Raw genomic sequence first — 21,690 nt, 5'->3', positions numbered from 1 at the left:
CTCAGCTTCCGGAAATCTGCAATTCGTCCGCCAGGGACGCGATTTCCTCGACTGCCGCGGCAAGGTCTTCCGCGCCGCGCGACTGCTCGCGTGCGGCCGTTGCGGCCTGTTGCGACGCGGCGCTGGCCTCCTGTGCGACCGAGGCAATCTGCTGGGTTCCCGACTGTACCTGTTTGGCGGCGACGAGAATTGCCTGCGCAGCCTCGAGGATCGACGCATTGCCGCGTGCCATCAGGCTCACATCGGCTTCGGCGGCGCCGAGGCGTTCGGCAATAAGCTTGCTCTTGGCAATCTCGGCCTCGCAAGCCGTCACAATTATTTCCAGTTCGCGTTGAACGACTGCGATCTGGCTTTGGAGCAGACGCACGGTGTCCTTGACGCCATCAATGTTTTCAGCCGCATCCTGTGCGAGCCTGCGGATGTCGGTCGAGACGATCGCAAAGCCGCGCCCCGCATCACCCGCCCTTGCCGCTTCTACCGAGCCGCTAACCGCGAGCATGCTTGTCTGCACCGCCACGAGAACGATCCGGTCCACTGTACGCTCGATCTGGAAACCGATTTCGCCCAGCGAAGCCAGATCGGCCAATGCGTCGCGCGTAACGGCAAGCGCATCGCCTATGCCGGCCGCAATTTCGTTGAGGCCGGCTTTGTTCTTGCCAACTAGAGTCCCGATCTCTTCCGCCCGAACGCTCGCCTGCCCGGCATTTTCCTGGGCTCGCGCGGCGCTTTTCTCGATCTGCGCCATCGCGGCATTGGCTTGCTGAGTCGCGGCGGCCTGGGCCTCCGCGCCACGGCTAATCTGCTCGATCGCGATGAGGATTTCCCCGGCCGCGCCCGACAGTTCCTGCACCGTAGCAGACAGCTCTTCCGCAGCCGAACTCAGTTCTTCAGTCCGGGAACCGCGGCCGGTGTCGTTCATCAGGTCATCGGCAAGCACGGCAAGAGCCTGTGCGGTCTGCTGGCTCTCTTCGAGCGCGGAACTCTGCTGTTCGACCGCCCGTTGCGCCTGCGCTGCCGCAGCCGACTGCTGCTCGGCAGCGGCGGCAACGGTTTCCGCGCCTTTCTGCGCTTCGCGCGTTGCGACTTCAGCCTCGACCGCCGCGATAAGGACGGCCTGGCTGTTCGCGGAGAGGTTCGTCAGCCCGGAGCGAACGGCATGAAGCTCGTCGGTGACCGTTTGCCCGGTCTTTGTCTGGGCCTGAGCCTTCTCTGCCGCTTCGGCAATTCTCGCGGCAATTCGCGCAACACCGCCGACGATCGTTTCCGCATGTTGGCTGACGTCGCGCGAGCTGCGTTCGGCAATTTCGGCAAGCGCGCGGACCTCGTCAGCGACGACGGCAAAGCCGCGGCCATTCTCGCCGGCGCGGGCCGCCTCGATGGCCGCATTGAGGGCGAGCAGGTTCGTCCGGTCCGAGATGTCGGCGACGGCCACGGTGGTCGCACCGATGTTTTCCGCCTGGGATTGAAGCTTGGCGATAACGGCGACAGATGCGGTCTGCCGGGAGGCATTGGCCTCAATCGCGGAAATCGACGACTCAATCTGCGCGGCGGATTCGAAGATTGCCCCTTGAAGCTTCTCGGTGCGGCCGCGCGCGGCTTCGGCCTCGGAGCGGGCTTCGGAAAACCGGGTGAAAAGGTGCGTCGTCGCGGATAGGGATTCATGCGCCGCGCCTGCGGCCTCTTCCGCCCCGCTTGCGATCTGCTCCAGGGCGCGCCGAAGTTCTTCCGACGCCGATGCCGCCTCGGCGACGCCGGTTGCCAGTTCCTCCGTAGCGGCGCCGATGCGCTCCGCGGCCTTTTGCCGGCGAAGACGGGAGCGATCCTGCGACCGGCGCGAGGCGGCAGCCTTCCCATCGGAGACGGTCGGGGGCTCGATTTGAGTGGTTTTGGCCGATGAAGCCTTTGCGCCCAGTTGAGATGTCTTCACAAGTGCCATGGACGATCCGATATCTTGAGGGCAGGTAGGCAAGGGGAGAGATGCTGTGCACGACGAGGCTGCCTATTAGGCGTATTTTTATGGCTTAAAGGTCGAGGCAACGCAATCAATACCGGCCTATTCGATTAGATGCTCTTTGATATGGTTTATGATGCGGCCGATTTCATAGGGTTTGGAGAAAAATGGAAACTGGTCCGACACGTCGCTGAGCGGCACTTTCAAATAACCCGATGTTAGTAAAATCGCGACATCGGGGCGTAGCTCGCGCACAGCTTTTGCCAATTCCAGTCCGTCCATCGAGCCGGGCATATCGATATCCGTAAAAAGCGTGTCTATCTCAGGATGGGCCTCCAAAAGTCCCAGCGCCTCCTCCGCGTTGCCTGCTTCGAACACATGAAAATCGGCGTCTTTCATATCTTCCGCTACGCTCATCCGAATGAGGAAGTCGTCTTCGGCTTTCCACTACAGCACCGCAGTGGACGCCAATCCCGTTGAAAGTGACTCGCTCTACAACATAGAAGGCGTGATCGGCACCACCGGCGCGGACAAGATCACCGGCTACGAGTCTGGTGACGGTATTGGCGTCGCCAACAAGTTCTATGGTGGCCTGGGCGATGATGGCTTGCTGGGTGGGTCGGGCAACGACCTGTTGCAGGGCGGCCTCGGCCGCGATTTCCTGGATGGCGGCACCGGCACGGATACGGCCGACTTTTCCGACAAGACGCTGAGCGTCAAGGTGACGCTCGCTGATGGTGATACGCGGTCCTATTCCTACATCAACAACAGTACGACAGCCGAGGATACGCTCGTCCGCATCGAAAACCTGACGGGTGGATCAGCTGCCGATCAGTTGACGGGAAATTCCGGCAACAACGTGCTGACAGGCAATGGCGGCAACGATACGCTCAAGGGCGGTGCGGGTTACGATACGCTTGACGGCGGCGCGGGCATCGACACGCTCGATGGCGGCAGTGAAAACGACATGGCGATGTACAGCCTGCTCGGGATCACGGAAAATCTCTCCGTTACCTTGAACAATGGGGCAACGGTGACGGCGTTCATCAACGGCGTGGCAAACGATAAGCTGACGGCCATCGAGTCCATCTACGCCGGGAGCGGCAACGACACGCTCGTCGGCGATGCCGGGTACAATTCGCTCAACGGCTCCTACGGCAATGACACGATCACCGGTGGGGGCGGCAGCGATTTCCTTGAGGGCGCCAACGGCTTCGATACGCTGGACTTGCGCACGGAAAGCGGCGGCTGGTCTGTAGATCTCGCCTACACCGAAGCGCGACGGGGCGGTGTATCCGCGGCCGTCGAGGACTATGTCTACGGTTTCGAGCAGATCAACGGGGGCAATAGCAACGATACATTCACAGGTGACCGCTTTGCGAACACATTGAACGGCGGCGGCGGTGCCGACGTGCTGAACGGCCGCGGCGGCGTGGATACGCTCAGCGGTAGCGCTGGTGCCGATACATTCCAGTTCGGCGGATACAATGCGGACTACTGGGCACCCGGACCGCTGACCGTCAGCGCTATGGGCATCGATATCATCAAGGATTTTGCCAAGGGTGACAAAATCCAGCTCAACCATGAGACCTTCGCGGCATGGCCCGCCGATACGACGGGAACCGTCTATCCGGTGGCGCTTAACGCAGTGAACTTCTCTTCCGGGAAGAACGTTTCCGCGATGCAGGCCGATGATCGCATCTTCCATGATACCGATGATGGCTCGCTCTTCTACGACGGTGACGGTGGTGGATCCGGCTCCGCTGCGATCCAGTTCGCCACTATCGCCAACAAATATCTGCTCTCCGCGTCCGACTTTCAGATCGTTTAGTTCTCAATATGAGCCGTTCGGAAACGCGTGAACAGCTCCAGAGGTGGTCACGGCTTGCACTCTAACCGGGCGAATTTTGTCGCCGGCGAGCGGCTGGCGTGAGTTTTTCACGTGCAGCGCCGACACGCACAACACGTTCAACGGTTGAGATGGCTCACATGATCCTTCGAAGACGGCCGGGCTTGCCCACTCGCAATGCCGCAGAGCGAGCGCTGCAGCACGGCCTGTTCGTCGTGCTGGAGAACAAGGGCCAGGATATCGACCGTCTCGCGATCGCCACCTGGCTTCTTCAGGCAATATTGCTGCAAGCTCTTTAATGCAGCGGTAGGTCAATGAACGGAGTGCCATTGCGCAAAGCGCCGGGCTTACGCTGCACCACCGCCAGATAGTGCCGCCGGTCGTATATCGTCTGTCACGGTCGGTCATGGGAGCGATCCATTACGCGTGGATGCTCACAGACGATCGGGCCCTCCGCAATGACCACAATGATGTCGTTAAGTTGGGCCGCTGAATCATTGGTTAAGGATGAAGGTACGATACCCGACAACATGGTTGAAGTATCAATGGCAGAACAAGCGATCGCCTCAGCGACGCCCCACCGCGGCTTCAACTGGACCGCCAACGACACCACGTGTGGCTGCGCCGTCGACAATACCGAGAGTGGCTCCATCTCCATCTCCAAGAGCGGGAGGCACGATGCAAGTGCGTGAGACACGGATGCAGGGAGAGGGGAGGCAGAGGTTGCGGGTTTCGTGACCATGATGCTCTCCTGATTCTTGACGGCGCAACCTAGCCAACAAGAATCAGAAACTGGCGCGCATGACAGCAAGAAGGCTGCGTCGCGGACCTGGTACCTCGTAGGCCATATCGACATGATTGTCGAAGATGTTTAGCAGCGTCAGGCCGAGCTCGATATGCCCCGTCGGCGATTTCCAAGTCAGCGCCGCATCGGTCGTCGCGTAGTTTTCAACATTGACGAAATACGGTCCGAAGACTGGTTCGTAACCTTTGCCGCCCACCCGCTTGCCGATGAAGTTCTGCGCAAGGCTGAAGGTCACGCGAGAGGGATGCACATAGGTGAAGCCGATCTGCGCGAAATAGTCGGGAACCAGCGGAACCCGTGTGTCGCCGCCGATCAGCGGGGTCGTGTCCACGCTATCGTTCCATGTGAACGAGCCGAACAGACCCAATCCATCCCCGAGCCAATAATTCGCGCTGACATTGACCCGGTCGATCTCGCCGGTTGCCGTATCGAAGAGGCCGGATAGACCTGGGATGCCCAGGCTTAGGCCGTCGAACCTTACATGCTGATAATCGACGGAGGTGAAGAAGCGATCGCTCCATTCCGCATCCCACCGCAGCATGACGGTTTCCTTCTCGCCTTCCATGAATAGCGGAATATCGAGCGGCACCAGGCCGACGGTGGAAACGGGCGATAGGGTCTGGCTGACCGGATATTGCGTGTCGCGGCGATAGGCGGCACGCATCCAGTGGTTTTCCAGGGGCGCCCAAGCGACCCCGAAACGGGGATCCACCGCCTCGAAGGTTCCGCTTCGAGAATCGAACCAGGAATAGTAAGCGCCGGTCTGAAGCTTCAGGTCGTCCGATATATCGACAGTAGCGTCGGCGTATATACGCCTGGCCTGCCAGTCAGACGCATAATGCACCTCAGAGAAAACATCACCTGATGGCAGGTCAAACTCACGAGCGACATTCCACGAGGTGCGGTCGTATATCTCTGCACCATAGCGCACGGTCAGCGGCCCTGCGGCTAAAAGGTGGCTTACACCGCCGCTGATGCTGTCACTTTCCGATGTCTGCTCAAACGCGAAGGGACCGATGGCGTCGACGCCCTCATAATGCTGAAACGAGTCCATGTGTTCGTACATGGCGAAGGCTTGGACGACATTCTTTTCGGAGATCGTGTGGCTCCAGCCGCCTCCGATTGTGTCACCCCTGCTGGTAACCTCGTCGTTTGGCGTTGGGAAAAAAAGTTGGCCCGGATAGCCGATGCGCGTCTGGTTGAGATGGCCGAAGAGATAGATGTTGTCTGCGAGCGTTGGGCGCAGGCCCAGCTCGAATGCCCCACCTTCGAAATCGCTTCTGTCGTTTTCGCGTACACTTTCCGGCCGGGAAATCTGGCCCAGGAAGTTGTAGCTGAGCGGAATGACGTCATAATTCGTGCCGTGCACGCTGATGTCGCTGCTCCAGCCACTGACACCTGGCTGTGCGGAGAATCCGCCTGTCAGCGAGGTCTCCATGAACGCCCGGCTTTCGAGCGCGTTGATGCGCTGCTGCGAGGCGACGCCCATCGGGTCGAGCAGAAAGTTCTGGATGTTGGTGGGCAGGAAAATAGAGCCCGTACCGAATCGGTCGAGGCCGGTCGGCGGTGTTGTGACGAACGGGTTGAACTGCCCCGCGGCTTGTTCGTCGTCATAGCTTGCGGCGAGGAATGGATCATAGGCGCGTGCCTTGTGGTATTTTCCCCATTCCGCCAAGCCGATGTTTTCCAGCGCATCGCCGAGAACGGACGACGCTTGACGGTGCACGTCATAGCCGGAATAGTAGCCGCCGCGCACCTGGCGGCGGCGTAGGGCTTCGCGCGCGCTCTCGATTGCTTCGTCGGCGCGGAACTGGTCGATGGCGACCCCGGCGCGGATCATGGCGATCGTCGGATCGTCCCTGTCGAAGCGGTCGGCATTGTCGAGCGCCTGTTCAGTCTCCGCGACGGCGCCGCTTTGGTAACTGGCGATGGCCAGGCCCACCAGAGCATTGCCATAGGTCGGGTTGATGGCCGCCGCTTCCAGAAGAACCTTCGTACCCTCGTCCGTCTTTCCCATGCGCAGGAGATAACGCCCCTTGGCAGCCAGTACGGCATAGGTGTCGGGGTCTAGCGCCTCGGCTGCGTCGAGCTCGCGCTTTGCCGCGGTCATCTGCTCGTGACCCATGAGAAACAGGGCATAGTTGGTGCGGACGGCGATATTGTCAGGGTTGAGCGCGACGGCGCGGCGATGGGCGGCGTCCGCCTCAATCGTGGCGCCGCGATCGCTCTGGATGCCGGCGAGATCATCCCATGCAGCGTCGTTGCCCGGGGCGATCTCGACAGCGCGTTTTAGGTCGGCGAGGGCGCCATTGATATCGCTTGAAACGGCCGACAGATAGCGGGCGTTCGTCGTTAGATAGCCGATGTCGTCGGAATCGATCGCCCGGGCGCGGTCGAGGGCGACGTGTGCTTCCTCGCGCCGGTCAAGCTCGAGCAGAAGGCTTGCGCGCATGGCCGTCAGGCCGGCGTCGTCGGGAAATCGCTTCTCCGCTTTTTCGAGAAGGGCAATCGCCTCCGCCTGGCCATCCAGATGGGCGACGACCGAGGCCTGGACGGAGGCTTCCCCTGCGGTGGCCGGCGTGCGGGCGAGATAGGGCGGCGCCTTCTTCGTATCGGGATTGGCGAGCGATGCGGCGACCCATTCGCCATAGTCGGCCATCACGCGCCGTTCACCGGAAAGTCCAGGCCGCGCCTTGCGAAACAGCCGGATCGCTTCATCATAGCGCAGTGCGTTGCCAGCGATCATCGCTTGGACCAGCGTCACGCGTGCCTCCATCGCTGCGGGAAGGGGGCGCGGCAGATGCGAGAGGGCGTCCTCCGCCGCCTTGCGGCCATCGACGCTCAGCGCCAGTTCGGCGAGTTTCAGCCAGTCCTCCCGGCTGCGCGACGCTTCCGGCTTGTCGAGAAGCCGCCGCCGAGCGCCGCGCGCGTCGATCGTATCCTCGCCGGAGATCGGCAGCGTGATGAACAGGCCGCGGATGTCGCCATAGAGTAGGATCTGCTCCCGCTCGTCGAGATTGACGAGCACATATTTGCGCGGAGCCTGCCCTAGGGTCGCCACGGCCCCTTCGCCCTGATTGACGGTGACGCTGCCCTGGGCGTTGCTGAGTTCCACGGTGCCTTCGAGCACGGTGAGCGTAGTGCGATTGCCGTTTGTGTTGAGCGCCCAGTCGGTGCCGCGAATGGCGGCTGCTGCGGCCGGCGTATCGATGACGATGCCGCTCCCGCCGCGCTCGGCACGGCCCCAGATCGTGCCGCCTTCGAGGTTCAGCAGGCTATCGGAGGCGCCGTCGATCTTGCGGACACGCAACACCGTCTCGCGCGCCATGCGCACCAGGGTATTGTCGGCAAAGCGGATGGCGAGGCTGCCCAGCGCATTGGTGCGCAGCGTGTCGCCGGCCAGCAGGTCCTGGTTGACCTCGACGCCACGCCAGTCCTGGGCCTCGACGAACTGCACCTCTTCGCCGGACTTTCGCTCCACGACGGAGCCGTCTGCGGCGGAGACGCGCGGGAGCACGTCGGCAAAAGCCGGCCCGACATTCCAAACGAAAGCCATCGCCGCAACGCCCATTCTCAATGCGTGTCTGACTTCTTGATGGCTACTCAAGTCGACCTGCCCATTATTTGCACGCCTTTAGTGCGGAGCGGGATGAGCAACTCTTCAGGGCACCTTTTGCTCACCACAACGCTGTCGATAACGCCGAAGTCCACGACGCTGTATGCCGAAACTGAACCAAGCTTCTCCCTGGAACCAAGGGCAATAGTTTCGGCGGACCGGCTACATATCGCGCGCTTTACCGCCGCTTCCTCGCGGTCACCGGTCGTCAATCCATAATCAGCGTGGATGCCAGTCACCCCCATAAAGTAGATATCTGCACGGATCCGCGAAATAGCTTCGATCGCCACCGCTCCTATTGCGACATTCGAGTGTTTAAAGATGCGGCCGCCGATTGCCTCCACTTCGACCCTTGAGTGGTCGATAAGTGCAGATGCAATGTCCGGGCTATGGGTGACCACTGTCAGACTGATATCCTTTCTCAGAGCGCGAGCCAATCGAGCGGTTGTAGTGCCGCCATCGAGAAAGATGATCTGCCCTTCCTTGACCATAGCTGCTGCTATCTTACCAATTTCCGTCTTGTCATCCGCGGAAACGTTGCCTCGTGTGGAGAGGTCAGCAAGTGCCTTCGAAGCAGGGAGGGCCCCTCCGTGAACGCGCTGAAGCAAACCTTCGCTCGCGAGTTCCCGAAGGTCGCGGCGAATGGTGTCTTCCGACACGTCCAGCTTCCGGCTGAACTCTTTTGCAATGATCCGACCGTCTTTGTCGAGCGCGGCCATGAGCAGCGCTTTACGCTCTGTGGTTAGCATTTCGCCTCCTCTGACCGCAGCACGACATTGCACGAGTCTACGAATCGCGCAATAACGTGCGTGAAATTATCATTTCTGCCGCATCCCGCCTGTGTGTGGCGGCGCAGCGAGAGTATCTCGATGTTAAATGCGGGACAGCGCACGGCTGTCACGCGACGACCATTGCGCTTCCGCAAATTCTGCTTGCACGACTACAATGAAGGTTTCTTATTATATCTTGTATTCTTACAGTGGGCATGGCTTGAAATCATCGCGCGAAACAATTGCATTAAGCATGAATGTGAAATCATTTCTAGAAAACTTAATTCAGATACCAGCTGGCGCCATAAAAATGCGCGACGACAGGACGAACACAGTTTGGACCGAGAGAATTGAAACGTTCCAGCTGGGCCGGTATCCCGTTACCCGTTTGCTGTATGCTGAGATAATGGAAAGACAAACCCCGGCCAAGAGCGAACAGTATCACCCAGTTCAGAATGTCTCCTGGCTCGAAGCGGCTAGCTTCTGCAATCGCATGTCGTCGCTTTTTGATATGCCAAAGTACTACACTTTCGATCCTGACGGCGGGGACGCGGTGTCAAGCGGAGAGCGCGTCGGATTCAGGCTCCCGTCCGAAGCAGAATGGGAATTTGCCTGCCGTGCAGGCACTCTAGGTCCCCGCTTCGGGAACCTCGAAGACATAGCATGGTATGAGCGAAACTCTGGGGGCGGAACCCGGCCGGTAGGCCTACTGAAGCCAAACAACTGGGGTTTGCACGACATGCTGGGAAACGTTTGGGAGTGGTGCGATGATGTTTATGACCCAAGCGTCTATGGTCAGTACAGAGTCTTCCGCGGCGGAGGATGGGCAGACCAGCCGCGCGGTTGTCTTGCCACGAACCGACGCCGCAGCCATCCGACATTCGCGATTGATGATCTGGGGTTCCGGATTGCCGTGAGTGCTTAGTCTAGAACCTGTCCTCGACCGGCATATCCTAGAAGCTGGCAACGACGGCTTCCGCTTCAAGAATAGCTCGGCCCATGAGCCCAGAACGACGAAAGAGAAGCTAGGAACTTGGCCACACCGCAAACCCGAAACATACCGAACAGGCTGGCCACTTCTCGGTGAAAACGCCGGGGCCAGTTCTCAGTGGCAATCAATATACAGCTCGTGCTCAGGAGCAGGCAGCCCCATCCCGGCTTCTTTCGCCTTTGCGCCAAAAAGAGACGGGGGCGTTGAGTTAGAATGAACGCCGATAATGGAGCCAGACGCATCCTTTGTCGAGCGTCTTTGCACTGATCAATTCCGGGCTCGACCTGAAGCCTGTTGGCGGGAAAAGAGGCCGCCCACCGCCAAGCAGCTCAGGAATTATGCAGATCTCGATTTCATCCAGCGCGCCGCGTTCCATGAACGCCATCTGCAGGATCCCTTCGCCCTGCATCTAACCATCACCATCGTCGAGCCCTCGAAGCTCGGCGATGAGGTCGTCAACACTGTCTCTGACCTCAAGCGACTCTTTAGGATACTCGACTGGAGCATATTCGATCAAATCCGGGGGGTTGCCGTAGATGTCTTGAAACACCGCAACGACGCCACAATCGGCTTTCTTCGGTTCTCGCGCGACTCGATGCCGCGATCTACGAAGGGCCCATGATCGCGCTCCCGCCTTGGATCGCCGGTTGGCTGTGATGGGTGCTCGTTCGCACCCCGTGCGATCCGGTGCAAAGCACCGTCTCCGCCGCTTCGTCCCACAATTACGCAGCGTTTGTCCTCGTCCAGATGATAGGATCGCCGACGAGATGGGAGCAGAGTTTTCGGACGGAGAAGGCGATCGCTTCGTCGTCGTCATGGACGACCAGCGCGACCCGATATCATCGCTTTCGATGGAGCAAGCTACGGAGGGTGCTGATGGCTTTCGCGCATCTTCGCCACGGAAGTTGGCTGAATTGAGCATAGAATTCGTCTTCCGATCGGTCCTTGCGACCCCGTAAATTATTAAAAAGTGCGGCGGCAACGACAGCGTGGATCTCATGCATCAGTAAAGTCCTCTTAAACAACGAGGCCTTTGAACTATCCTACGAAAATGGATGTTGCGACAGACGATAACGTAGTATGTCTTTCATTTATGAAAGACATAGCTTGGGATGCCTATCAACTATTTTTAGCGGTCGCCCGTCAGGGCGGGTTGACCGCAGCAGCCGAAACGACCGGCTTAAGTGCGGCGACGCTTGGGCGTCGAATGGTCGAACTGGAGCAGGCGCTGGGGCGCGAACTCTTCTTGCGCAGTCAGACCGGCTATCGTCTGACGAGTGACGGCAGCCAGCTGCTGGAGCATCTCGCCGAGCTGGAGGCCGGAAGTCGACGGATAGAGGACTGGCGAGGCGGCACGGCGGGCCAGTCACTGGTTCGAATTAGCCTCGGAACATGGATTGCGTGGTTGCTTTGCCAGAACATGTCGTTGATTCGCACGCCCCGTGACCAATTTCGCATCGATCTGAATGTTGCCGAACAGCGCGCTCGTCTCTCGCATCGGGAGGCGGATATCGGCATTCGCGCCTTCGAGCCCGAAGAATCGAACCTCGCCGCAATGCCGGCAGGCGAGGTAGCCTACGCGAGCTACAAAGCCCGCAATAGGAAATGGAAGGGCCCGGAGCCTTGGATCGCAGTCGATGATGAGAACGCCGTCTCCGCTTATCTGCGCTGGCCGCGCCAGCAGGCGGCCGAACGCGTTTCGGTCATCGTCAATCGCCCACGTTCGCTCAGGGATCTAATCAGGGCCGGCGCAGGTGTGGGAGTCTTGCCTTGTTTTGTGGGCGACCTCGATCCGAGGCTGGAACGGGCGGGAAACGAAATTCCCGAACTGCGCCATCGTCAATGGATCGTCATGAACAACGACGACCGGCATCGCAGCGATGTCCGCGCAGTCGCTGACCGACTGTCAAGGCTGCTAAAATCCCACCGGGATGTGTTCGCCGGTAAACGCCCAAGCTCGAGCAATTGAGCCGCCAGCCTAATCCTATCGTGAGGCGCTTCGTCGATGCAGGACTTCCTCGCGCCGAGCCAAGTGCTAATCAGCTGTTCACGACTGCTGGCGAGGCGTTCCACAAACGCGCGGCTTTGGAAAGGTATGCACGCTTACGCCCGACGATACGCCCTAGATATCGCGATCGAGGACTGGTTGCATGCCCCGAAAATCTTGGATTATCTGTTCGCATTTCGGAGCCGCGCCACTTTAAACATACTGTCGTCTATCTGCTGCTCGGCAGCTACCGTGTAATCGTCGTGTCGAAGAGGTCATCGAGCCAGAAAGCTTGATCTGCAACTGCCTCGGCGGCTTGCGAGCCATGCGGCGGATTGGCGAACTCTATCGGGTAGACGTAAAGTTGCGCAGTCTCACGGCAGAACGTCGCATCGCCGGGGGTAGGAGCGAACAGGCCTATCGCTGACTTGGCTGACGCTTCATCGCGCGCGTCGCCGGCAAATCGCCGCTCGACGAAGCGCTTACTTGAATTGCCGAATACTGGGATGGGCTCTGTGTCTTCTTTGTCGAAAGTCAGATCGAGCTCGACAACAATACCGTGAAGCGGACCATCAGGTCGATTGCGTTGGGTCGAGACAATGCTGCTCTATTTGCTGGATACGATGCGGAAGTGGAGAACTGGGCGACCATCGCCTCGCTCATCGAGACCTGCAAGCTCAACGCTGTCGATCCGTTCGACTATCTGAGCGCAGCGTTGATCTCCATCGTCAACAGCCGCAGGCAGAGCCAGATCACCGAGCTAATGCCGTGGACTTTTTGCGCCGGACAAACGGCTAGAGTCTTCCGTCAGCTCGAAGCGGTCGTTGAATACCTACGCGACAAGACCCTTGTTCATTATAAAGTTGGATAACGTCTCCCCGCGTTTTTTGACCTGCTGGCTCTTCAGGACGCGAAACCCTCGCCGCTCGAAAAATGGTCGCGCAGTTATGCTCGCTTTTGTATGGATGCGGTTGAGTCCCAGTTCTCGTGCCTTCTGCTCAACCTGCTCCAGCAAAAGGCTGGCAACACCCAGTCCCTGATATTCAGGATGGACAAACATCATGTCGATATATCCATCTAAGACAAGATCGGTGAATCCGACCGCCTTGTACTCCAATTCGGCTATCCAGGCAGCGCGACTGGCCCTTCGGTTCGCCCATGTCGCTCGGTCGTCAATCTGTGCCCACGCGTTGATTTGTCCCGGCGAGTAATCTTTGGCAGCAACCTCGCGAATTGCGCGAAGAAAAATGTCGGCCGTAGAATCGGCATCTGACGGCAGAAGGGGCCTAACAGAAATATTGTTCATGCCATCCTCTATCGCGTATTTGTGCACACTTACAACGCCAGGGTACAGCGCAGTGTTACCGTCAATGTTTCTGCGGCAGCTTCCATGGCAGCCAGAACGCTAGATCGATGTGTCGGAATACTACCGCTGGCATATCAACACAATGATCTTGCCAAATGCAGCGAGCAGCAGGCGGCCGCAGGTGAGGAAATCGCAGCGGCGCTGAGCAAATCACAACGGTTGTGAAAGCCTCCGTCAAGCGTGCCCATAAAGCTGGCCATTTCGTCTCTGGCGCTCGCAGATCTGCGCGAGTTCGGAGGGGGTGGTCGTCTATTCGCGCAACTCCTTGCCTGCCGGCCAAATTTCGATGAGAGCTGGCATGAGCCACTCGGCCAATCTGCGTCCGGGGTCCATTAGCGATACGTTGCGAACCGAACGGTGGAAGAGCTTTACCTTGAGACGTCTCTCGAGTCCGGCGACTGCGTGACTTAGTACCGACGGCGTCTGGCCGCGCGTTCGAGATGCAGTGCGAAACCCTCCGTGCTCGGCGACGGCAAGAAATGCAGCTAGCTCTCCGGAGGAGTGAGCCAACTGTTCGAGTTATCGGCATCATTGCGTGTAACGTTAATTCATCTGGTTCACGAATGCCATGCGTTTATCGTTCGGGCAGGTCGAGTGCCTGAAAGAGTAAGATCACGACATCACCGATCCCGTTCGGGCAATTGCCACGTGACTTCAGAAGCATACCGGCGGCCTTCGGACGGCCGAGCATCTGCGCAAGACGATGGAGCAAGGGGCAGGCACGTCGGTGCTGCTCGCGGGCTCGCCTCTGGTGGAGGGTATCCCGGTAGATATTTCGACGACTACCAGGAGGCGCCGGTCGTCGATGATCGCGGATTAGGACCGTTCAAGGGGCTCGCGAGATACGCAGTCGATCTAGAAAACGCTTTCCGACTGTGGGAGATGGCGACGCGGATGGTCTCATCGCCGCTGTAGTTGAAGTAACTGCCGGACCACGAACGGACCGGCAGGTCGGCTTCTTCGGAGCGTTGCGACGCGATCAGGCCTTTGCCGCAACCGGAAGACGGAACGGCGCGCCGAGACGATTGAAGGCGTTCATCGCGGCGATCGTGATCGTCAGATCGACGAGGTCCTTGGGTTCGAAGGCGGCCGCAGCGGCCGCATAAGCCTTGTCAGACGCGTGGGTCTGGCTAACGTTCGTCACTTCCTCGGCCCAGGCGAGGGCGGCCCGCTCCTGGTCGCTGAACAGGTGCGGCACCTCGTCCCACACCGGCACCAGCGTGATCTTGTCGACGGACATCGTCTTGCGGAGATCACGGCTATGCATGTCGATACAGTGGGCGCAGCCGTTGATCTGCGACACGCGCAGAAAGACGAGGTGGATCAGCTCGGCCGGCAGGTTCGTCTTGGCTGTGACGTAGTGGTGGACACCAAACAGCGCCTTTGCGCCGTCCGGGGCGACTTCGGACCAGTTCATGCGGGACATATTGTTTTCCTTTCTTGTGGACGCGGTTCTCCGTTCGCCGGTGAAACCGTCGTTGCTTGTGCGGTGGTGGGGGGGTGGATCTGGTAGGTAGCGCTATGGCTTGCGCGGCGTCGTCAGGACGGTGTCGTCGGTATCGACGACGAAGACGGCGAGCAGCTTCGCCGGCTCGGTCTTGCTTGCATTGGCGCTGACGTCACGGCGGTCGCCTGGCAGCTCGGTGAAGTTCTGACCAGCGGTAAAGGTCTTCGTCTCGTCGCCGTTGACGGCGCTCTGGATCGCTCCCTCGAGAACCGTGGCGTAGATGAGTGCGGACTTCGCAGGTGTGTGAGCGGAGTTGTACCCGCCCGGCCCGTATTCGACGAGCACGCCCTTGACGCTCTTGCCAAGGACGTCGGGCAGGGGATGCTCGTAGACGAGCGTCACCTCAGCGTCCTTCGTATCGTAGGCTAGTCCTGGCTTAGCGACATCGTGAGCGGACGAGGTGGCAAGGGTGGCCGCGAGTGCCGCAGCCGCATATGCAATGGTCTTCATGATCGTGCGCTCCTTCTATGCTTTAAGCCATTCGGCGACCGTGACGCGGCCTTTGATGTAGTCTCCGCCGGGAACCAGAGAGCCTGCGACGACCGGAGCTCCGAAGTAGTCGACTGCTGCGTCGGCGGCCACAGGTCGAGCATCGCTCTTGGAGCCGAGATACGCCCGGATGAATGACTCTAAGGTTGCCCGCTCCGGCCCGGCGAGATCGACGGTTGCGTTCTTAGGCTCGCCCACCGCGGCCTCCACCAGGGCAGCGGCAACGTCGTCGGCAGCAATCGGCTGGAAGTCGATATCCGGCACGTTCACCACGCGGTCGGCTGCATATGCGCCGACGAGGGTTTCGATAAACTCGTGGAACTGCGTTGCTCGGACGATGGTATAGGCCTGGCCCGACAATGCGACTGCGTCTTCCTGCGCCAACTTGCCTGCCATGTAAGGGTTGGCCTCGATCTGATCGGCATTGACGATCGAGAGCACGACGTGATGGCGCACGCCCGCAGCTTTTCCGGCGCTCGTCAGGTTGCGGCTCGACGTGCTGAAGAAGTCAACCAGGGCTTGCCTGTCGAAGGACATCATATTGGACACGTCGATAACGGCGTCGGCACCCGCAAGCGCCTCTATCAGTCCTTCGCCCGTGTAGGCATTGATCCCGTTACGGGAGCTGGCGGCCACGGCTTCGTGGCCGGCTTCCTGCAGCAGCTTCACTGCCTTCGAGCCGATCAGGCCCGTGCCGCCGATGACGGCGACCTTCTTCATCTCGCTCATGGTGCTTCCTCCTAAAACGACGCGCGATTGCCCGTCTTGCGTTCGTGGAGTTCGAGGAAGGCGCATCCGCGGGCGGCGATACCACCGTCGTCGTCTGCGCCAAGATCCGCCAGAAGGTCCGCGACGGAAACCTTGGCGAGTTCTGCGCGATATGCCTTCTCGGCCCTCAGCATCGCGGCGTTGATCTGGCAGGGTTTCGTAAAGTAGCGCTGTGGCAGCGGGTTCGGCCCCCGCTGGCGGATTTCCGCGCAGCGAAAAGCGGGCGCCGGTCCTTCGACCGCGAGGACGATGTCGAGGAGGCTGATGTCCTTGGGTGCCTTGGCCAGTCGATAGCCGCCCTTCGGCCCCGGCGTCGTCGCAACAATGCCCGCGCCAGACAGCGCCTGCAGGTGCTTCAGAAGATAACTCGTCGAAACGCCGTGCAGTTCGGCGAGCGCGGCCGCCGACAGGACGCCGTCTTCCGACAGCCCCGCTAGGAATGCCGTGCAATGGATGGCCTGCTCTACGCCTTCGCTCAGTTTCATAACCGATCTCCTAATCGTAGATATAAAATATCTATGATTTGGTTTGATGTCAATCCCTCACCACGGCGTCCGGCGGAGCACATGAAACTGTTTGGCGTCAGTCGTTATGTTAAACTCTCTGAACACGCAGTGCTGGCGACGGTGCGGCTGAACCTGTACATTCGATTGCTTTGCGCGGGTGATCAGTATGCCCTGAAACTGGAACACGGGTTCGACGACCGTTTCGGTGAGCTGCCCGATGAGGTATCCACATGGATCCGCGTTGCCGACTTCGCGTTGCCTGCGGCATAGGTGTCTGCAGGATCGATGCTGGGCCTCGTGGCTTGGCGATGAGTTTTGCGTCAAAGCCCACCGTTAAGCAGCGCAACACGCTGACGAAGTTCTGTCAGGCCGAGTACCACGATGAGCGGCTCGTTTCACGGTATCGATGGGTGACCGCCCAAAGTGGTTTTCATTCCTGGAAAAGGTCTTCCAACAGACGGCGCCAACCGCACGTGCAGTTGGCCACGCTAACGGAACTTCCTGCTTTATCGACCGTTTTCTCCGGCCATCATAGGAGAAACACGCATGCATGTCGAAGATGAAAACGAAAAGGTCTGGGAGCTCGCCGAAAAAATCGGGTTCTGCATGCTGACCACGCAATCGGGGTCAGACCTCAAGGCGAGGCCAATGTCCGCCCATTGCGAGCGCATCGAGAATGCCTTCTATTTCCTCACTGACGTCGACAGCCATAAGGATGACGAGGTCGCGGCGCACCCGAATGTCTGCCTGGCGTTTGCGGACTCGAAGGAGCAAAAGTATGTGTCCATTTCTGGGATCGCCGAGGTGCAGAACGATCGTGAGAAGATCCGCGACCTATGGTCAACGCCTGCAAAAGCGTGGTGGGACAGTGCCGACGATCCGTCGATCCGCATCTTGAAGGTCACGCCACGCTCGGCCGAATATTGGGACAGCCCTGGCACCGTGATCAGCTACATCAAGATGGCCGCCGCAGCCGTCACCAACACGAGACCTGATCTGGGCGACAACGCAAAGGTTGAGATGTAACTGAGATGGCGGGCAAACCATGCCCGCCTGTTCTCTCGCAACCTAATACATACCACGAGGGCCGACGATGACCGATACCTTCAAGCCAACAGCAGCGGTCGCCAAACAGGCAGCAAAAGGGTTGGAACTGCGAGAAAAATTCAAGCGGGGCGGCACGGAGATCGGCGTGGCGCGGGCTCGCGATCTCCAAAACCAGCGCGAACTAAGTGTAGACACGGTCAAACGGATGAAGAGCTACTTTGCGCGGCATAACGTCGACAAGCGCGCGAAGAATTTCGGTGATGACGACAATCCGTCCGCCGGCTACATCGCGTGGCTACTATGGGGCGGGGACGAGGGCCGCGACTGGTCGTCCAGCAAGCTCGAATAGCACTCGTCGGCGCCGTGCCCCAAACTCCTAGGAGATATCAGTATGGCGAAAAAACTCAGCAACGGCGACAAGGTCGAATGGGAAACAGCCCAGGGGAAGACTGAGGGTAAGTCGTCAAAAAGCAGACCACCGCGACTAAGATCAAGGGCCATGAGGTCAAGGCTTCCAAATCGGATCCCCAGTACATCGTCGAGAGTACGAAGACAGGCAAGCGGGCCGCTCACAAGCCCGGCGCTCTTCATAAGGCGTAACAGCTTGGTTCCTGCCTCCGGTTCAATTCGTTAGGGTGCTTGTCAAAGAGCCGCGTGGCTCAGTCAGAATGCAGGGCGAAGTCGATGTACTTTTCACGTTGTCAGGAACTACCCCTGTAGCGTCAAAGATCCATCCCCCTCTGCGCGCCGACAGACGAGGGCTCGGGTGCTGGAGCGGTTACACGCCTTTTTCGTTGGTCCGTATTCTGACTGTTGAGAGCCTTTTGAAAATCTGCCGCGCCAGACGAACGAAAGGCCACAACGAGAAGTAATGTCCTATTCAGCGGTCGGCTTGGAGCCGGCTGACGCTGTTGTAGGTCCGCCGATTTTGAACCTTCGAGACAGCAGCGGTATTTGAGATCGTTTTGCTTAACCGATAGGTGGCGATGGTACGCCAAGCCATCCGTTTTGGCGCTCTCGTCCATGGGCGCATTCTTAGCTTGAACACAGCTCCCAAAATTGCCCGCGAGGCTAATCATCTGACCATCGAATAGGGTCGCGACGCTTTTGGTGATTACCACAAAAATAATTTACGGTCGCGCTGGCATGTGCCCTCCAGATCGTGTTTCCAGCAGTATTAGATTGCGTTTAAGCGTGAAGCTGTAGCAGGGTTTACAAGGTGCACCGAATGCTTAGTCTAGCCAGAAAGTGCGGTCCGAGACCGCTGTTGTGCCCGCAACTTCTCTTATAATCGAGCGCGCGCGGCAGGCAACTGCGGGCGGAACGCGCCCTTCGATGACGATTGCCTGCGGCTGCAACGTGATGTTTATCGTGTAGTTTGAGCACACATCATCATAAGCCACTGCGGCCCTCACAGAAGCATACAGCCCCCACTCCTGCGCGCCAAATCCCGCGGCGAGAGATGCCTGAAACATCTCATCCTCCCGTTTTTTCGAATATGTGAAAAAACGAATGAGGGGCTTTGCGGTTCCGAAGTGGCGTATAAATACCCCGAAATTTTAGGGGGAAATGGGGTGCCCGGAACTATGCATATAGCGAATTAATTGGTGAGGACGGTATGGCCTTTGTGGTGAGGGGCCAATACCGTTTCCGGCGGCTGCCCCCGGTAAATCAAGATTATCGGTGTGGGCGGCCGCCACCTTACCAGGCGGTGGATTGACGCAAAAAAGACCCCTGAATCGGGACCTTTCCTATGGCGCTTCTTTGAAGGGTGCTTAGTTGTTACCAGCCCATTCGCACACGCGGGTATCACCCTCGCTACGTGCCGTGGCACCGTTCGTCGAGCAGTCCGACTTGATCTTGGCGCGCTGCTCATCCGTCAGGCCGGCCCAGTTCTTCGCCCACTCGGATTCCGGGCGCAGGGTGCGAGCCTTCATGTCGCTGTAGAAGACGTTACCGGTGGCTTCGTCCATCTGCATCATCTGAGCCTGGTCGGCTGCATTCGTCGTCTCGGACGCCGTATCGCCGCTGGTCTGAGCGAAAGCCGAAAAGCTTACAAGAGTGGCAACAGCAGCGACTGTGGTGAGTTTGGCAAACATGTTCTTCTCCTCTTGAGCGGGATAGTCCGCGTGGCAGACAGAACACGCAGAGCGACCTATGGTTCCGCGCGCGATGATGGACTCCAAGCGGGAGACGGTCGAGTACGGGGCCGTCGGCACCGCGGACCACCGTCCTGACCGAAGCCGAAGATGCGATGGTCGTGGCAATCCGGCGTCATGCGCTTCTGCCGTTAGACGATTACCTTTACGCCCTACAGCCCTCGATCCCCCACCTGACGCGATCTGAACTGCACGGGTGCCCGCAACGGCATGGCATATCACGCCTGCCTGATGTGGAGGGTGACAAGCCGAAGCGGTCGAAGTTCAAGCGCTACCCCATAGGGCTCGTCGATATCGATATCGCCAAGGTTCAGACCGCTGACGGTAAACTATATTTGTTCGTCCAACTACCGCAGCATCTGCTTGATCGTTCCGACAATCTGCTCTTCACGGTAGGGTTTTGCGAAAAAAACTGTTTCAGCAGGTATCTGATCACCAGGGTCGTCAAGATAACCGGAAACGACGATCACCTTGATGGGTGGCCACCTGTCGCGAATGATGACCGCAAGGCGCATCCCGTCAACGCCGCGCGGCATATCGACATCGGTGAAAACGACACGAATGTCGTTGCGCGCCTCAAGAATCGCCACTGCCTCGGTCGCGTCGGCAGCTGCAACGGCTTCATAACCCGCGGCTTCGATGAGATCGATTGCAGCAAGCCGCAAAAGCGGCTCATCTTCCACCACCAGGATGATTGCAACCTCCTTGCTGACTTCGCCTACCGACATCACGATTGCCTCAACTGTGAAACCAATCCGCGCATCGTAACTTTCAGCCCATCCGGGTGATAATCGACTTCGACACCGCCTGTTCCCATCAATCCGAGACGTATGAGTTTTGATCCAAACCCCTTTCCGGACGGTGTGATGACCGGGGGGCCGTGATGCTCTTTCCATTGAAGGACAAGCGTACTGTCTCCGCCAATTCCTTCCGTCGTCCAAGCGACGGCCACGGTACCGGCTTCGCTTGACCAAGCTCCATATTTCAAGGCGTTGGTGCCAAGTTCGTGCATCAGAAGTGCGAGGGAAAGCGCCGAACGTGGTCCAAGTTCAAGGTCCGGACCAGCAATCGAGTAGCGTTCCGGCATGGAAAGCTGACGAAGCACGGAATGGATCACTGCAACCATGCGCGCCGACGACCAATCCTGGCCGAGCAGAACCTCGTGCGCCTTGGAGAGAGCATGTAGCCGGCTCGTGAACGCCTCCACGGGACCTCGGTCGGTGATGGGCCGCAAGGTCTGCGTCGCAATCGCCTGAACCATGGCCAATGTGTTCTTTAGGCGATGACTGATCTCGTGGTTGAGGACCTGTTGTTCCTGTTCGGCGCGGATCCTGGATGTCGCCTCTCGCGTACGGTCTGCGATGGTGCGCACGAAATCGCGCTCTTCCATCGTGAAGTCGTGAGGTTTGTCGTAATGAACAAACATTACTCCGACGAAAGCACCGTGCTCAATGATCGGTACATTGACCAGAACCGAGATACCGATCGAATGGAGCAGGTCGGCTGAGGCAGAAGTGCGCTGGTCTGCCGCCACGTCTGGAATGATCACCATTTCGCCGCGCTTGAGATCTTCGATAAAGGATCCATAGTCTCGGAACTGGTGCAGGCCTGCGACTGTAAGAACGCCTGGCGCACACCAGTCGGGCAGCATTTGAACCGTTTCTGCGACAGGATCGACCAAGCCGTAACCTGCTCTCGTTGCACCTGAGAGGTTGCGGGCCATGATCTCTGCGGCAGCGAATGCGACATCCGCCACATTGTTTAGATCGCGAATTTTGTCACCGAGCTCCAGGAATGCCAGTTGCCGGTCTTCCGAGAGCTTCTGTGATGTCGCGTTTCGCGCCACCTTTATGAAACCTGACATCGCCGAAGCACCGTG

Annotated in this window: 19 protein-coding genes and 6 pseudogenes; 10 read left to right on the top strand and 15 right to left on the bottom strand. The window is 59.0% G+C overall.

Annotation, left to right across the window (positions count from 1 at the left end):
- Position 1 precedes the first annotated feature (1 nt).
- Together D0Y60_RS25270 and D0Y60_RS22050 are read right to left on the bottom strand one after the other, a co-directional pair.
- Positions 2–1,936: a methyl-accepting chemotaxis protein gene (locus D0Y60_RS25270; protein ID WP_117372101.1), complete on the bottom strand. Its 1,935-nt coding sequence runs from the start codon at positions 1,934–1,936 to the stop codon at positions 2–4.
- A gap of 117 nt (positions 1,937–2,053) precedes the next feature.
- Entirely contained in the window at positions 2,054–2,350 is a 297-nt protein-coding gene (locus D0Y60_RS22050; protein WP_245409272.1) for a response regulator, read from the bottom strand.
- Positions 2,351–2,372: 22 nt separating this feature from the next.
- Between D0Y60_RS22050 and D0Y60_RS22045 the strand changes: the two genes are divergently transcribed.
- Entirely contained in the window at positions 2,373–3,782 is a 1,410-nt protein-coding gene (locus D0Y60_RS22045) for a calcium-binding protein (RefSeq protein WP_117372099.1), read from the top strand.
- A 215-nt stretch (positions 3,783–3,997) separates the two neighbouring features.
- Here D0Y60_RS22045 and D0Y60_RS25165 read toward each other — a convergent pair.
- From D0Y60_RS25165 to D0Y60_RS22030, 3 genes and pseudogenes are all read right to left on the bottom strand, one after another.
- A pseudogene (locus tag D0Y60_RS25165) lies at positions 3,998–4,275 on the bottom strand (IS21 family transposase); the annotation flags it as partial.
- A 310-nt stretch (positions 4,276–4,585) separates the two neighbouring features.
- Positions 4,586–8,161 carry a TonB-dependent receptor gene (locus D0Y60_RS22035; RefSeq protein ID WP_245409271.1) on the bottom strand — a complete coding sequence of 1,192 codons (3,576 nt, stop codon included), beginning with the start codon at positions 8,159–8,161 and terminating at the stop codon, positions 4,586–4,588.
- A 47-nt stretch (positions 8,162–8,208) separates the two neighbouring features.
- Entirely contained in the window at positions 8,209–8,970 is a 762-nt protein-coding gene (locus D0Y60_RS22030; RefSeq protein WP_117372096.1) for a DeoR/GlpR family DNA-binding transcription regulator, read from the bottom strand.
- A gap of 196 nt (positions 8,971–9,166) precedes the next feature.
- Here D0Y60_RS22030 and D0Y60_RS22025 point away from each other — a divergent pair, with 196 nt between their 5' ends.
- Positions 9,167–9,916 carry a formylglycine-generating enzyme family protein gene (locus tag D0Y60_RS22025; protein ID WP_245409270.1) on the top strand — a complete coding sequence of 250 codons (750 nt, stop codon included), beginning with the start codon at positions 9,167–9,169 and terminating at the stop codon, positions 9,914–9,916.
- Between the two features lie 274 nt (positions 9,917–10,190).
- On the opposite strand, the pseudogene D0Y60_RS25160 reads toward D0Y60_RS22025, so the two are convergent.
- A pseudogene (locus tag D0Y60_RS25160) lies at positions 10,191–10,484 on the bottom strand (dihydrofolate reductase family protein); the annotation flags it as partial.
- A 591-nt stretch (positions 10,485–11,075) separates the two neighbouring features.
- Between D0Y60_RS25160 and D0Y60_RS22015 the strand changes: the two are divergent.
- Together D0Y60_RS22015 and D0Y60_RS25155 are read left to right on the top strand one after the other, a co-directional pair.
- Complete coding sequence (locus tag D0Y60_RS22015) at positions 11,076–11,951, top strand: LysR family transcriptional regulator (RefSeq protein ID WP_117372094.1); 876 nt, start codon at positions 11,076–11,078, stop codon at positions 11,949–11,951.
- A gap of 343 nt (positions 11,952–12,294) precedes the next feature.
- Positions 12,295–12,741: pseudogene (locus D0Y60_RS25155) on the top strand (transposase domain-containing protein); the annotation flags it as partial.
- A gap of 60 nt (positions 12,742–12,801) precedes the next feature.
- Here the strand turns inward: D0Y60_RS25155 and D0Y60_RS22005 are convergent.
- Both D0Y60_RS22005 and D0Y60_RS22000 read right to left on the bottom strand, forming a co-directional pair.
- Positions 12,802–13,275: a GNAT family N-acetyltransferase gene (locus tag D0Y60_RS22005; protein ID WP_117372092.1), complete on the bottom strand. Its 474-nt coding sequence runs from the start codon at positions 13,273–13,275 to the stop codon at positions 12,802–12,804.
- 309 nt (positions 13,276–13,584) lie between these two features.
- Positions 13,585–13,845: a LysR family transcriptional regulator gene (locus D0Y60_RS22000; RefSeq protein WP_117372091.1), complete on the bottom strand. Its 261-nt coding sequence runs from the start codon at positions 13,843–13,845 to the stop codon at positions 13,585–13,587.
- A gap of 127 nt (positions 13,846–13,972) precedes the next feature.
- Here D0Y60_RS22000 and D0Y60_RS25150 point away from each other — a divergent pair.
- A pseudogene (locus D0Y60_RS25150) lies at positions 13,973–14,250 on the top strand (oxidoreductase); the annotation flags it as partial.
- Positions 14,251–14,314: 64 nt separating this feature from the next.
- Here D0Y60_RS25150 and D0Y60_RS21990 read toward each other — a convergent pair.
- From D0Y60_RS21990 to D0Y60_RS21975, 4 genes are all read right to left on the bottom strand, one after another.
- Positions 14,315–14,761, bottom strand: coding sequence for a carboxymuconolactone decarboxylase family protein (locus D0Y60_RS21990; RefSeq protein ID WP_117372090.1), 447 nt, complete (start codon positions 14,759–14,761; stop codon positions 14,315–14,317).
- Between the two features lie 93 nt (positions 14,762–14,854).
- Positions 14,855–15,292: a cupin domain-containing protein gene (locus tag D0Y60_RS21985; protein WP_117372089.1), complete on the bottom strand. Its 438-nt coding sequence runs from the start codon at positions 15,290–15,292 to the stop codon at positions 14,855–14,857.
- A gap of 15 nt (positions 15,293–15,307) precedes the next feature.
- Complete coding sequence (locus D0Y60_RS21980) at positions 15,308–16,060, bottom strand: NAD(P)H-binding protein (protein WP_117372088.1); 753 nt, start codon at positions 16,058–16,060, stop codon at positions 15,308–15,310.
- Positions 16,061–16,071: 11 nt separating this feature from the next.
- Positions 16,072–16,584 carry an Rrf2 family transcriptional regulator gene (locus D0Y60_RS21975; RefSeq protein WP_117372087.1) on the bottom strand — a complete coding sequence of 171 codons (513 nt, stop codon included), beginning with the start codon at positions 16,582–16,584 and terminating at the stop codon, positions 16,072–16,074.
- An 81-nt stretch (positions 16,585–16,665) separates the two neighbouring features.
- Here D0Y60_RS21975 and D0Y60_RS21970 point away from each other — a divergent pair, with 81 nt between their 5' ends.
- The 4 genes and pseudogenes from D0Y60_RS21970 (at position 16,666) to D0Y60_RS21955 (ending at position 18,252) form a co-directional block, all read left to right on the top strand.
- Complete coding sequence (locus tag D0Y60_RS21970; RefSeq protein ID WP_117372086.1) at positions 16,666–16,875, top strand: hypothetical protein; 210 nt, start codon at positions 16,666–16,668, stop codon at positions 16,873–16,875.
- A 276-nt stretch (positions 16,876–17,151) separates the two neighbouring features.
- Positions 17,152–17,631 carry a pyridoxamine 5'-phosphate oxidase family protein gene (locus tag D0Y60_RS21965; RefSeq protein ID WP_117372085.1) on the top strand — a complete coding sequence of 160 codons (480 nt, stop codon included), beginning with the start codon at positions 17,152–17,154 and terminating at the stop codon, positions 17,629–17,631.
- 67 nt (positions 17,632–17,698) lie between these two features.
- Positions 17,699–18,001, top strand: a complete 303-nt coding sequence (locus tag D0Y60_RS21960; protein ID WP_117372084.1) for a hypothetical protein — start codon at positions 17,699–17,701, stop codon at positions 17,999–18,001.
- Positions 18,002–18,043: 42 nt separating this feature from the next.
- A pseudogene (locus D0Y60_RS21955) lies at positions 18,044–18,252 on the top strand (DUF2945 domain-containing protein).
- A 1,175-nt stretch (positions 18,253–19,427) separates the two neighbouring features.
- On the opposite strand, the gene D0Y60_RS21945 reads toward D0Y60_RS21955, so the two are convergent.
- Positions 19,428–19,751: a hypothetical protein gene (locus D0Y60_RS21945; RefSeq protein ID WP_117372082.1), complete on the bottom strand. Its 324-nt coding sequence runs from the start codon at positions 19,749–19,751 to the stop codon at positions 19,428–19,430.
- Positions 19,752–19,858: 107 nt separating this feature from the next.
- Between D0Y60_RS21945 and D0Y60_RS21940 the strand changes: the two are divergent.
- Positions 19,859–20,155 (top strand): annotated as a pseudogene (locus D0Y60_RS21940) (hypothetical protein); the annotation flags it as partial.
- Positions 20,156–20,158: 3 nt separating this feature from the next.
- Here the strand turns inward: D0Y60_RS21940 and D0Y60_RS21935 are convergent.
- Positions 20,159–20,539, bottom strand: coding sequence for a response regulator (locus D0Y60_RS21935; protein ID WP_117372081.1), 381 nt, complete (start codon positions 20,537–20,539; stop codon positions 20,159–20,161).
- The gene (locus D0Y60_RS25145; protein WP_245409269.1) at positions 20,539–21,675 is read right to left on the bottom strand and encodes an HWE histidine kinase domain-containing protein; all 1,137 of its coding nucleotides are present in this window, start codon (positions 21,673–21,675) and stop codon (positions 20,539–20,541) included. The genes D0Y60_RS21935 and D0Y60_RS25145 overlap by 1 nt, the downstream gene beginning before the upstream one ends.
- Between the last annotated feature and the right edge of the window lie 15 nt (positions 21,676–21,690).

Source organism: Shinella sp. WSJ-2 (genome assembly GCF_003432075.1).
Taxonomy (GTDB): domain Bacteria; phylum Pseudomonadota; class Alphaproteobacteria; order Rhizobiales; family Rhizobiaceae; genus Shinella.
Note: the sequence above shows the minus strand (reverse complement) of the source record. Positions and strands in the feature narration are given on the sequence as shown.